Below are 11,351 nucleotides of genomic sequence, written 5' to 3'. Positions count from 1 at the left end.
TCACCTCCCTTTCGGCAGGTTTCGCAAGCTTTGACTCCCGCGTTGGGCACCGAGGTGCCCAATGCATATGTATTACTTCAGCTCAGCCTTGGCGCCAGCTTCTTCCAGCTTCTTCTTGGCAGCTTCAGCGTCAGCTTTAGGCATGGATTCCTTGACGGTCTTTGGTGCACCGTCAACCACGTCCTTGGCTTCTTTCAGGCCCAGACCGGTGATTTCACGGACTGCCTTGATGACGCCAACCTTGTTCGCGCCGATTTCGGTCAGAACCAGGTTGAATTCGGTCTGCTCTTCGACTGCAGCAGCGGCGCCAGCGCCACCGGCTGCAGGTGCTGCCATTGCAGCTGCCGACACGCCAAACTTCTCTTCGAAGGCCTTGACCAGTTCGTTCAGGTCCATGACGGACATTTCGCTCACTGCGTTCAGGATATCGTCTTTGCTAATTGCCATTTGAAACTCCAAATTTGTTGTGTGTGTAGTTCAGGTTGGTACTTGAAAAAAAAGGCGCGGCGATTAAGCTGCTGCGGTTTCTTCGGCTGCTTCTGGAGCAGCTTCCGAACCTTCGCCTTTTTTCGCTGCCAGGGCAGCCAGACCACGTGCAAAGCCCGACACCGGAGCCAGCATCACGCCCAACAGCTGCGAGATGAGGACGTCACGCGACGGAATGCTTGCCAACGCGGTAACGCCAGCTACATCGAGCTGCTTACCTGCGTAGTTACCGGCTTTCACGACCAGCTTGTCGTTGGTTTTAGCGAAATCATTGATGATTTTCGCTGCAGCAACGGCATCGTCCGAGATCGAATAGATCAGCGGACCGGTCATGGAATCAGCCAGCGAGGCAAACTGCGTGCCTTCGACAGCGCGACGCGCCAGCGTGTTCTTCAGAACACGCAGGTAGACGCCCTGGGCACGTGCGGTTGCACGGAGCTTGGTCAAGTGAGCAACCTGGATGCCACGGTACTCCGCCACGACGATCGTTTGCGCGCTTGCTACTTTCGCGGAAACTTCTTCGACGACGACCTTTTTGTCATTCAGATTAAGACCCACGGTCAATCTCCTTAAATGATGGGAACAAAAGCGTTCACATCGGTTCGAACACGGCGTCCGAAGTTAAGAAGCCAATCTGACGCGAATTTCACGCAGCATGGACTACAAAACTTGTTCGGGTGCACCATCTGCGTTGGGTGGCCTATTAACCTCTGCCACAATCAGAGGGAACAGAGCGCTGCGCGGTCTTTCCCCTTGTTGACGACGTCGGCCCAACGGTCTTTGATTGCCTGCCGGAGCGCTGATTTGCCCCGACAGCCCAAAGATGCGCTCGGCTATTGCTAGCCGAGACTGAATTTTTTAAGCAGCGATCGAAGCGTGATCGATACGCACGCCAGCGCCCATCGTCGACGACAGGGCGACCTTACGCAGGTACACACCCTTCGAGGTGGCTGGCTTGGCCTTGTTCAGGGCTTCGATCAGCGCCACCAGGTTCGACTTGAGCTGGTCGTCCGAGAACGACTTGCGGCCGATGGTAGCGTGGACGATACCTGCCTTGTCGGTACGGTACTGGACCTGACCGGCTTTGGCGTTCTTCACCGCGGTAGCGACGTCAGGGGTGACGGTGCCGACCTTCGGGTTAGGCATCAGGCCACGTGGACCCAGGATCTGGCCCAGGGTACCGACGATACGCATGGTGTCTGGCGACGCGATGACGATGTCGAATGGCATGTTGCCGGCTTTAACCATCTCAGCCAGGTCTTCCATGCCGACGATGTCGGCGCCGGCGGCTTTGGCCGCTTCGGCTTTTTCGCCCGAGGCGAAGACCGCGACGCGCACGGTCTTGCCGGTGCCTGCTGGCAGGACAACCGAACCGCGGACGACCTGGTCCGACTTCTTCGGGTCCACGCCCAGCTGCACCGAGACGTCGATCGACTCGTTGAACTTGGCAGTAGCGAATTCCTTGACGATCGACAGAGCGTTGTCGAACGCGTAGACCTTGTTGCGGTCTACTTTAGCTTTCATTTCTTTGACGCGCTTGGACATCTTAGCCATTACACACCCTCCACCGTGATGCCCATCGAACGTGCCGAGCCAGCGATGATACGCACTGCTGCGTCCATGTCTGCTGCGGTCAGGTCCGGCTGCTTGGTTTTTGCGATTTCTTCAGCCTGCGCACGGGTCAGCGTGCCAACCTTGTCGGTATGTGGCTTTGGCGAACCCTTGGTGATGCCAGCGGCTTTCTTGATCAGGAAGGTTGCCGGTGGGGTCTTCATCACGAAGGTGAAGGACTTGTCGGCGAACGCGGTGATCACGACTGGAATCGGCATGCCTGGCTCGAGACCCTGGGTCTGGGCGTTGAACGCCTTGCAGAATTCCATGATGTTCAGGCCGCGCTGACCCAGTGCTGGGCCGATCGGTGGGGATGGGTTTGCTTTACCAGCTGCGACTTGCAGCTTGATAAAACCAATAATCTTCTTGGCCATGATGGCTCCTTGATTTGGTTTGAGTAGTAGCGCCCCACCACGACTACTCTGGCGGGGCTCCTCTTACCGGATTCCGCCTTGCTGCTGCGACGCTCCGACTTGGCGTTTAAACTTTTTCGACTTGCCCGAACTCCAGCTCCACCGGAGTTGCGCGGCCGAAGATGGTGACAGACACACGCACCTTCGATTTTTCGTAATTCACTTCTTCGACGTTGCCGTTGAAGTCAGTGAACGGGCCTTCCTTGATACGGACCTGCTCGCCCACTTCGTACAGCACTTTCGGCCGCGGCTTCTCGACGCCTTCCTGGACCTGCTGCATGATCTTGTCGATCTCGCGCGCCGGGATAGGGGTCGGCTTGTTGCTCTTGCCGCCGATAAAACCGGTCACCTTGCTGGTGTTCTTCACCAGGTGCCAGGTTTCGTCAGTCATTTCCATCTCGACCAGCACATAGCCCGGGAAGAAGCGGCGCTCGGAAACGGCCTTGGTGCCGTTGCGCATTTCGACGACTTCTTCGGTCGGAACCAGGATCTGGCCAAACTGTTCTTGCATGCCGGCGCGCTCGATGCGCTCGGTCAGGGCGCGCATGACGCTCTTTTCCATGCCGGAGTAGACATGGACGACATACCAGCGCTTGTTGCTGACCGGAACACTCAGCGGCGCAGCAGCCTCTTGTGGCATACCGTCGCCCGGGGTCGCTTCATTGTCTTGCACGTTATCGTTCATTAGTTTTTCCATCCCAGGACGATGTCGTACAACAGGAATTCGAGAACTTTATCCGTGCCCCACAGGAAAATCGCCGTCACGACCACGAAGGCAAACACGATGCCGGTGATCTGAGTGGCTTCCCGACGGGTCGGCCATACAACCTTCTTGGTTTCACGCACCGACTCCTTGGCGAAGCTCAGGAAATCACGGCCGGTGGTGGAAGTCCACAAAAGCAGAACGGCAAAAACTAAACCAGCCAAGAGGGCGCCTGCGGCGACCAAGGCTGGTTTGTTCTGGCCAGTCAGGTAAAAGAACCCGACCACGCCTGCAATCATGGCAACCACCGCCAGTGCGACCTTGAACTTGTCATTCGAGGTGCTGACAGTTTGCACGGATTGGTTCGACATACTTTTTTTACTTTCGGTGCCTGGCACCAGAATCGGTGGCAGGGGCGGAGGGAATCGAACCCGCGACCTTCGGTTTTGGAGACCGACGCTCTGCCAATTGAGCTACACCCCTACGAAAACTTCTCGCTGAATCCAGCATTATACAGTATGCGCGCGCAACCTGACAATGCTGTTCGAGGGAGACGGCTTCCCGCCTCCCTCTTGCCTTGGCTAATTAAGCCAGGATCTTGGCAACCACGCCGGCGCCGACGGTACGGCCGCCTTCGCGGATAGCGAAGCGCAGACCTTCTTCCATCGCGATCGGGTTGATCAGCTTGACGGTGATCGACACGTTATCGCCTGGCATGACCATTTCCTTGTCCGCTGGCAGCTCGATCGAGCCGGTCACGTCGGTGGTACGGAAATAGAACTGCGGACGGTAGTTGTTGAAGAACGGGGTGTGACGGCCGCCTTCATCTTTCGACAGAACGTAGATCTCGCCGGTGAAGTGGTTGTGCGGCTTGATCGAACCTGGCTTGGCCAGGACCTGACCACGCTGGACATCTTCACGCTTGGTGCCGCGCAGCAGCAGGCCGACGTTGTCGCCAGCTTGACCCTGGTCCAGCAGCTTGCGGAACATTTCCACGCCGGTGCAGATGGTCTTGACGGTGTCGACGATACCGACGATTTCGATTTCTTCGCCGACCTTGATGATACCGCGCTCGACGCGACCGGTAACAACGGTACCGCGACCCGAGATCGAGAACACGTCTTCGACTGGCATCAGGAAGGCGCCGTCAACAGCGCGCTCTGGCGTTGGGATGTAGGTGTCGAGTGCATGGGCCAGAGCGATGATGCAGTCTTCGCCCATTTCGCCCGGCTTGCCTTCGAGGGCCATACGTGCCGAACCCTTGATGATTGGCAGGTCGTCGCCTGGGAACTCGTACTTCGACAGAAGCTCACGCACTTCCATTTCGACCAGTTCCAGCAGTTCTGCGTCGTCGACCAGGTCGCACTTGTTCAGGAACACGATGATGTATGGAACACCAACCTGACGCGCCAGCAGGATGTGCTCGCGGGTCTGTGGCATTGGGCCGTCAGCGGCCGAGCACACCAGGATCGCGCCGTCCATCTGCGCGGCACCGGTAATCATGTTCTTGATGTAGTCGGCGTGGCCTGGGCAGTCAACGTGTGCGTAGTGACGGTTCTCGGTCTCGTACTCGACGTGTGCGGTGTTGATGGTGATGCCGCGTGCTTTTTCTTCCGGCGCTGCATCGATCTGGTCGTATGCTTTTGCTTCGCCGCCGAATTTCTTCGACAGGACGGTTGCGATTGCTGCCGTCAGGGTGGTTTTGCCGTGATCAACGTGACCAATGGTGCCGACGTTGACGTGCGGCTTGGTCCGTTCGAATTTACCTTTTGCCATTTGAGACTCCTAACGATATTTTGAGAATTACCAGGCACACCTGACGGGCAGTACAGCGCACTGCCGTTTTTTTGAATTCTGGTGCCCTTTACGTGGATTGAACACGTGGCCTCTCCCTTACCAAGGGAGTGCTCTACCACTGAGCTAAAAGGGCTTGTTTTTGCGGCTTTCTACTTGCACCGCGAACACTGGAGCGGGTGAAGGGAATCGAACCCTCGTCGTAAGCTTGGAAGGCTTCTGCTCTACCATTGAGCTACACCCGCGAGTTACAACTTCCAATTCGCCTTCACGGCTCTTCTTTTTGGTGGTGGGGGCTGGATTCGAACCAGCGTACTCATAAGAGGGCAGATTTACAGTCTGCTGCCTTTAACCACTCGGCCACCCCACCGCGAAGAACCGCAGAGTATGAAGCAAGCTCAACGTAGTGTCAACTATGTTTCCGTAGACCTTGTCTACATCGCATAGCAGCGTTGCTTCGGGGCGTGATTGTAACGGTCGAACTAGAAAACCACAAGGGTGTTTTGGAGGGAAATGCGGGAAAGCCGAAGAAATGGTCGGTTTCAGGTGTAGCGACGGGTACGAACCAGGAAAAAAGGCGCTATGTGCCCGCGATCAGCCACGGCGGCACGGCCGCTGGAGCAGGCTTACCCCTGCCCCAGCGCCGCCAGTACCTGTGCCTTCAGTGCCTTGATCAGCGCGGTCTCGTCCGGCGGCACGCCTTCTGGCGCCTCGACGGTACGGTCGGCGTAGAACATGCCGATCTGGACCTTTCCCAATACCAGCGGCAGCACGATAAAGCTCCTGGCGTCGGGCAGCAGCTTGCGGTGCCATTCGGGCAGCAGGTCGCGGATCTTGGGGCTGGCGGCATCCGAGATCATCAAGTCGGCATCGTTCTCGATCGCCAGGTGGAACAGGTCGCGGCTTGCGGCAGCGGCAAACACGAAACCGGCCTGTAGCTGCGCGCTGTCTTCTCCGAGCGACACCCGGGCGCGATACTGCGCCGTGCGGGCGTCTTTCAGGCACACGGTGGCAAAGCGAAAGCCCAGCGCGCCATACAGCGTTTCAAGTACTGCCAGCACCACGTCGTTGACCTTGCCTTCGCCTGAGGCGCGTAGCTGGGTCACGTCTTGCACCCCGGCCAGCAGCAGGTCGCGCGCATTCTTCGGCTTGCCACTCGGATGGAACCCAGCCTGTTCGGGCTCGCCCGCATCGAGGGTGGCCAGCAGCAGCACATTGGGCAAGCCACCCTCGGCCAGCTGCGGTTCGGCCCTGGACGAAGGCGCCAGGTTCATGCTCTCCATCAGGCAGTGCATGCCTTGCTGGACGGCCGCCAGCAAGGCTTCCATGCGCGGCCGGTCCAGGTCGAGCGCGACCCCATAGCGGCCCAGCAGCGCGGCCGCTTCCGCGCAACCGGCTGGCTCATGGGTCCTGGACAGCAGGCGCGCCGCGTCGAGGCCGAACGAGGCGACCTGGCGCATCCATTCGCCACGGTTGGCCGCCACCCGCAGCGGCGTGGGTGGCAAGGCCGCCTGGGCACGCACGATGACATCCGGAATCTTCCATTCGGCCAGCACCGCTTGCGACAGCATGTCGTAGCTGGCGCCGAGGATCATCTGCGAGGCTTGCCCGACCGTATGCTTGCCGCCCTGGATCAGCGCGGCGATCTCGCGATAGCGGTCGTGCTCGTGGCTGGCCACCAGCAGCGGTCCAATATTCTTGAACAGGGCGCAGATCGCCGCTTCTTCGGCGCCCTGGTAGAAGCTGTGGCGCGCCATTTCACGCCCCACCAGGCTGGCGCACAGCGCCGCTTCCAGCTCCTGGCGCACACTGCCGGCGTGCTCGGAACTGTCGAGGGTATCGACCAGCAGCATCGCCAGCGCAGTGGTCTTGACGTTGTCGAAGCCAAGTAGCGCGATCGCGCGCGAGATCGTCGTCACCGCGGTGCCGGAGACGGTGCGGTACTGGATGGTATTGGACAGGCGCAGGATGCGCTGGGTCAGCGCCGGGTCGGACACCACGTAATAGGCCAGGTCGTGGGTGCCCTGGTCGTCGCTCGACGCCATCTCGACCACGCGCGCGACCGAGGCGCCGAGCGCGAACATTTCTTCGTCGCCGCAGACCTTGTGCATCAGGGCGGCGCGCACGCGGCGGGTCGCGCCTTCCGGCGGCGAGACGGGCTCGTGCATCGTTTAACCCGCCTTCACTGCCGAAGCGGTCTTGGCTGGCGCACTCACGGGCCGGCCCTGGGCGGAGCGCTCGTATTTCTTCAGCAGCTGGTGATGCAGCGCCGCCAGCGCGCCCAGCTTCGGGTTGCCCGGATCGAGCTTGCGCACGTTGCCGATCAGGCCGCTAACCTGTTGGCCGAGCTTGTCTTCCCAGCCGTCATGCTCGATGCAGCGCAGCGCCGCCAGGGCGGCGTTGAAGGCCACAGAAGGATTGTTTGGCAGCTTGCTCGTCGCTTCCAGCATCAGGGTGACCGCGCCCCGGTAGTCGCCGTTGCGGGCGCGCGCGGCGCCGTCGGCCACCAGGTCGACCACGTGCTGGCGGCTTTCCTGCGCCAGCGTGCGCGCCAGGTCCGGAAAGCCGGCGCCCTCGAGCACGCCCATCGCGCGCGTCATGCCGGCATCGTTCGGGGCGTTGCGCATGACTTCGCGTACCAATTCGGCGCCGCCCTCTTCCATGTTGTTTTCCAGGCAGGTGCGCGCCAGCTCCAGTTTGATGTCGCTCGAGAGCGTCGGCGCATCCTGGCAGGCACCCAGGGCGGTGCTCAGCGATTCCTTGAGGCGCGCTTCGTTGCCGGTGAACTCATGCAGCATCGCCGACGAAATCGCGCTGCACAGCGGGGTATTGGCGCGGCCGCCCATCGAACGGTCGAGGTCGCGGATCATGGCGGCGGCGGCCACCGGGTCGCCCTTCTTCACCAGCGTGCGTACCAGCCGCACATGGTCTTCCGGGTCACGGAATTCGGAATATTTTGCCTTGCCCACCACCTGCTTGAACGCCTTCTCGGCGGCGTTGAGGTCGCCAGCCTCGGATGCCGTCTCGCCCAGCGTGCGCAGGCGCCGCACGGCATGCGGCGACACCGCCACCGCTTCGGTAAGAACTGCCTGCGCCTTGGACAGGTCGCCAATGGCGCCATGGGTGCGGGCCAGCCAGTCGTAGGCATCGACAAAATTGCGGTTGCTGTCGACCAGTTCTTCGAGCAAGCCCTTGGCCTCGTCGAACTGCTTGCGCAGGAACAGGGTCTTGGCCAGCCCCAGCCGAGCCCAGGCAATTGCCTTGGCCTCGATCAGCTGGCGGTAGATCGGCTCGGCCTGCTCCGGCTCGCCCAGGAACATGTGCAGCTCGGCGCGCAGGCGCAGGAAGTCGACCGCGTAGCGCGGGTAGCGTCCGGCGCCGTCGATGCAGGCGGCGACCGCCTCGCGCTGGTCGCCCGCGTCCATCAGCGTGTACACCGGCATGAAGGCGGTGCGCTTGTCGAGCGCGCGGGCGATGCGCTCGAGCAGGCGGTCGGCGGTAAAGGGCTTGAGCACATAGTCGGTCGGCGCCAGCTCGGCGGCGCTGACAACCTTGCTGTGGTTGCCTTCTGCGGTGACCATGAAAAATATGGTGCTGAGGGGAATCAGCTTGTGGTGGCGCATATCCTCGAGCAATTGCTGGCCGTCTTGGCCGCCTTCGAGGTCGTACTCGCACAGGATCAGGTCGAAGCTGCGCAGCGTCATGTGCTTCACGGCCTGGTTCGACGAGCTGGCATGCTCGATTTTCGTCACGCCGCACATGTTGAGCATGCTGTGCACATTGGCACGCATGCCCGAGTGAGGCTCGATGATCAGGGCCGCGAGGCCTTCCAGTTCGTTCATTCCAGGTTTTTCCGTTGGCCTGCGTGGGACGTGACGCAGCCGGTGCATAAGCTTGCTGCACGGGTCAGTATATTACGGCAGAGGAACTAAGTAGCTAAATTGGGTAAAGACACCGGTCAAAGCCGGTGCCGGATGCGTGGAAAAAGAGACAGCTCCCGCTCAGGGCGCGAAAGCGGCCGCCTGGCGCAGCGGCGTGCGGCTGCCGTCGGCGCAGTCGGATGCGGCGCCGCCAATGATGATGTTCTGGTAACGCACCTCGTACTTGCCGGCCGTGAGCTTGTCGATCGCAAAGCTCGCGCGCGGCTGCACGAAGGCATGGCGCACGTTCGCGCGGCGCTCGAGGTCGTACAGCTTGACGAAGATCGGCGAGGCATTCGCGCTGTTGTCGACCACCACCTGCATCTCGCTGCCGCCGTTACCGTAAGGGTAGCCCGGCAGGTAGCCGGACTCGGCCGGCCAGGGATCGCCGCTGGGGGCAGTCATGGTGTGCAGGTCGGTGCTGCAATCGGGGGCACGGGCCGGTACCACCAGCTCGGTCACGGCCAGCACCTTGATCTCGGGCGCGGGCGCCTTGCCCTCGCCGCTTGGGCTGCGCGCCCAGTTTCCGCTGCTGGCATCCACGCCGAGCTCGTCGGGACGGTCGGCACGGCTGGGGCTTTCGGGACGCACGCGGCGCTCGATCACCACTGGCTCGGCCTTGCCGGCCCAGGCCAATGCCGCCGGCAACTGCGCGCGCGGGGTGTCCATCAGCAGCCAGGTCGCAGCGGCGCCGGCCACGAAACAGGTGCTCAAACCCAGCCACCAGCGCGGATCGCGCAGCAGGCGCACGCGCGCACGCGCTGGCGGCAACCCAGGCTCCCAGCTGTCCGGACGGGTCCGGCCGCTCCCCTCCTCGGTGCCGGTGCTTTCCAGCCATTCGACTTCCCATTCTTCGGACGCAATCCATTCGTCGTGTTCCTTGCGGCGCACCGGGTCGGACAGGGTGTTGTAGGCGGTATTGACGATCGCCATGATGCGGGCGGCCTTTTCGTCGCCTGGATTTTTGTCGGGATGGTATTTCTGGCTAAGGGCCTTGTACGCCGCACGCACGACTTCGCCCGGCGCGCCGCGCGCGACCTTCAGGTTATCGTAGTGGGTGTGGATCTTGGCCATGGTGTCTCGGTTGCCTGCTGTTATGCGGTCGATCTAGGGGGTGGAGCCTGTCGGTTTGCCGGCCCCGGCGCAGGGAGGTACAGCTTAGCCGGATTTGTGTCCAGAGCGCAAGATTTCGAAAATTCTAAAGACGGTGGGTGCGATCGGCCCGCACGACCGGCTCCGGCAACTCCACGCCCTGCCCCACCACCAGCACCTTGAACAGCTCGCCCATCTCGGCGGGCGACACCAGTTTCTGCACTGCCCTGGCTTGCGGCAGGTAGCGCAGCGCATCTTCTGGATCGGTCTCGAGCAGCAGCTCGCCGATGCCGCAGGCGAGCAGGAACGAGGCCTGGTTCATGTAGGCCAGCACCGCCAGCCCGGCATCCTGGGCCGCCAGCGCCATTGCCGTAAAGTCGACGTGGGCGGTGATGTCCTGCAGGCCGGGCAGGTAGAACGGCGCCGGATGGGCATGGTGGCGGTAATGGCACATCAGGGTGCCGCCCGTGCGCTGGTCGACGTAGTACTCGCGCGCCGGGAAGCCGTAGTCAATCAGGATGGCGGCGCCGCGGCCGTGCTTCATCATGCCAGCCAGCGAGGCCATGAAGCCTTCGGCCACCGGATGGATTTCGGTGAGATAGCCTTCAGGCAGCTGCTCGGCGCCGGGGATCTGGCGCACCAGCTGCTGCGCCAGCGGCCCGGGCAGCGGCTGCTGCACGAACGCGAATTCGCCCTGCTCCACCGTCACCATCTGGCGCTGCCAGGCGCCATCCTTGCGAATCACCAGCTCAACCGGCATGGCGTCGAGCACTTCGTTGGCCAGCACCACGCCGCTGAAGCTGTCCGGGAACCCGTCGATCCAGCGCACCTGCGGCAAGTCTTTCAGGGCTTCTTGCTGGCGTGCGCGTAATTCGCCGGAAAGTTCGATGATGGTGTACGAATTGACCGCCACCCCCATGCGTTCGAGCGCGCCAAGGACGTCGCGCGCCAGCTTGCCGGTGCCGGCGCCAAATTCGATGATGTCGGGCGCGCTTTGGGCGATAATAGCGGCTGCCGCGCGCGCCAGTGCCGCGCCGAACAGGGGCGAGATCTCGGGCGCGGTCGTGAAGTCGCCGCTCGCGCCGAGCTTGGAGGCGCCGCCGCTGTAGTAGCCGAGTTCGGGCGCATACAGCGCCAGTTCCATGAACCGTGAAAACGCCATCGCCCCCCCGAGTTGTTCGATCTCGTCGGCGATGCGTTGTTGCAGGGACTGGGACGCTGCGAGTGCGTCGGGGGCGGGTGCGGGCAGGGACATGCGCGCATTGTAGCTAATTGTTGCTTGATTTTCCCTGTTTGATTATCCCTGATAATTAGCCACCATTTTCAGCCACC

Annotated in this window: 11 protein-coding genes and 4 tRNA genes; all 15 read right to left on the bottom strand. The window is 61.7% G+C overall.

Features of this window, described 5'->3' with window-relative positions; translation table 11 throughout:
- Positions 1–72: 72 nt before the first annotated feature.
- Positions 73–447 carry a 50S ribosomal protein L7/L12 gene (gene rplL, locus NRS07_RS02415; RefSeq protein WP_259210836.1) on the bottom strand — a complete coding sequence of 125 codons (375 nt, stop codon included), beginning with the start codon at positions 445–447 and terminating at the stop codon, positions 73–75.
- 63 nt (positions 448–510) lie between these two features.
- Positions 511–1,044: a 50S ribosomal protein L10 gene (gene rplJ / locus NRS07_RS02410; protein WP_259210835.1), complete on the bottom strand. Its 534-nt coding sequence runs from the start codon at positions 1,042–1,044 to the stop codon at positions 511–513.
- Between the two features lie 300 nt (positions 1,045–1,344).
- Positions 1,345–2,040, bottom strand: a complete 696-nt coding sequence (gene rplA, locus NRS07_RS02405) for a 50S ribosomal protein L1 (protein ID WP_259210833.1) — start codon at positions 2,038–2,040, stop codon at positions 1,345–1,347.
- Positions 2,040–2,471: a 50S ribosomal protein L11 gene (gene rplK, locus NRS07_RS02400; RefSeq protein WP_259210831.1), complete on the bottom strand. Its 432-nt coding sequence runs from the start codon at positions 2,469–2,471 to the stop codon at positions 2,040–2,042. Before rplK ends, rplA begins: the two co-directional genes overlap by 1 nt.
- 106 nt (positions 2,472–2,577) lie before the next feature.
- Positions 2,578–3,150, bottom strand: a complete 573-nt coding sequence (gene nusG, locus NRS07_RS02395; RefSeq protein WP_259213450.1) for a transcription termination/antitermination protein NusG — start codon at positions 3,148–3,150, stop codon at positions 2,578–2,580.
- A 44-nt stretch (positions 3,151–3,194) separates the two neighbouring features.
- Entirely contained in the window at positions 3,195–3,584 is a 390-nt protein-coding gene (secE, locus tag NRS07_RS02390) for a preprotein translocase subunit SecE (RefSeq protein ID WP_259210829.1), read from the bottom strand.
- A gap of 36 nt (positions 3,585–3,620) precedes the next feature.
- Positions 3,621–3,696, bottom strand: a tRNA-Trp gene (locus tag NRS07_RS02385).
- 102 nt (positions 3,697–3,798) lie between these two features.
- On the bottom strand, positions 3,799–4,989 hold the full coding sequence (gene tuf, locus NRS07_RS02380; protein ID WP_171085305.1) for an elongation factor Tu: 1,191 nt from the start codon (positions 4,987–4,989) through the stop codon (positions 3,799–3,801).
- 79 nt (positions 4,990–5,068) lie between these two features.
- Positions 5,069–5,143: transfer RNA gene (locus NRS07_RS02375), tRNA-Thr, on the bottom strand.
- 35 nt (positions 5,144–5,178) lie between these two features.
- Positions 5,179–5,252: transfer RNA gene (locus NRS07_RS02370), tRNA-Gly, on the bottom strand.
- 39 nt (positions 5,253–5,291) lie between these two features.
- Positions 5,292–5,377, bottom strand: a tRNA-Tyr gene (locus NRS07_RS02365).
- A gap of 256 nt (positions 5,378–5,633) precedes the next feature.
- Positions 5,634–7,175, bottom strand: coding sequence for an HDOD domain-containing protein (locus NRS07_RS02360; protein WP_259210826.1), 1,542 nt, complete (start codon positions 7,173–7,175; stop codon positions 5,634–5,636).
- Between the two features lie 3 nt (positions 7,176–7,178).
- The gene (locus NRS07_RS02355; RefSeq protein WP_259210824.1) at positions 7,179–8,849 is read right to left on the bottom strand and encodes a tetratricopeptide repeat-containing response regulator; all 1,671 of its coding nucleotides are present in this window, start codon (positions 8,847–8,849) and stop codon (positions 7,179–7,181) included.
- Positions 8,850–9,008: 159 nt separating this feature from the next.
- A complete protein-coding gene (locus NRS07_RS02350) occupies positions 9,009–10,001 on the bottom strand; it encodes a J domain-containing protein (RefSeq protein ID WP_259210822.1) in 993 nt (330 codons plus the stop codon).
- A 124-nt stretch (positions 10,002–10,125) separates the two neighbouring features.
- Positions 10,126–11,274, bottom strand: coding sequence for a class I SAM-dependent methyltransferase (locus NRS07_RS02345; protein WP_259210820.1), 1,149 nt, complete (start codon positions 11,272–11,274; stop codon positions 10,126–10,128).
- Between the last annotated feature and the right edge of the window lie 77 nt (positions 11,275–11,351).

It is taken from the genome of Massilia sp. H6, assembly GCF_024802625.1.
Taxonomy (GTDB): domain Bacteria; phylum Pseudomonadota; class Gammaproteobacteria; order Burkholderiales; family Burkholderiaceae_D; genus Telluria.
The sequence above is the reverse complement of the archived record's forward strand: the minus strand, read 5'-3'. Positions and strand labels throughout refer to the sequence as shown.

What these genes read in the sequence shown, in the direction of transcription:
- rplL (WP_259210836.1), bottom strand. Translation starts at nt 447, where the DNA reads ATGGCAATTAGCAAAGACGATATCCTGAACGCAGTGAGCGAAATGTCC.
- rplA (WP_259210833.1), bottom strand. Translation starts at nt 2,040, where the DNA reads ATGGCTAAGATGTCCAAGCGCGTCAAAGAAATGAAAGCTAAAGTAGAC.
- rplK (WP_259210831.1), bottom strand. Translation starts at nt 2,471, where the DNA reads ATGGCCAAGAAGATTATTGGTTTTATCAAGCTGCAAGTCGCAGCTGGT.
- nusG (WP_259213450.1), bottom strand. Translation starts at nt 3,150, where the DNA reads ATGCCACAAGAGGCTGCTGCGCCGCTGAGTGTTCCGGTCAGCAACAAG.
- secE (WP_259210829.1), bottom strand. Translation starts at nt 3,584, where the DNA reads ATGTCGAACCAATCCGTGCAAACTGTCAGCACCTCGAATGACAAGTTC.
- tuf (WP_171085305.1), bottom strand. Translation starts at nt 4,989, where the DNA reads ATGGCAAAAGGTAAATTCGAACGGACCAAGCCGCACGTCAACGTCGGC.
- NRS07_RS02360 (WP_259210826.1), bottom strand. Translation starts at nt 7,175, where the DNA reads ATGCACGAGCCCGTCTCGCCGCCGGAAGGCGCGACCCGCCGCGTGCGC.
- NRS07_RS02355 (WP_259210824.1), bottom strand. Translation starts at nt 8,849, where the DNA reads ATGAACGAACTGGAAGGCCTCGCGGCCCTGATCATCGAGCCTCACTCG.
- NRS07_RS02350 (WP_259210822.1), bottom strand. Translation starts at nt 10,001, where the DNA reads ATGGCCAAGATCCACACCCACTACGATAACCTGAAGGTCGCGCGCGGC.
- NRS07_RS02345 (WP_259210820.1), bottom strand. Translation starts at nt 11,274, where the DNA reads ATGTCCCTGCCCGCACCCGCCCCCGACGCACTCGCAGCGTCCCAGTCC.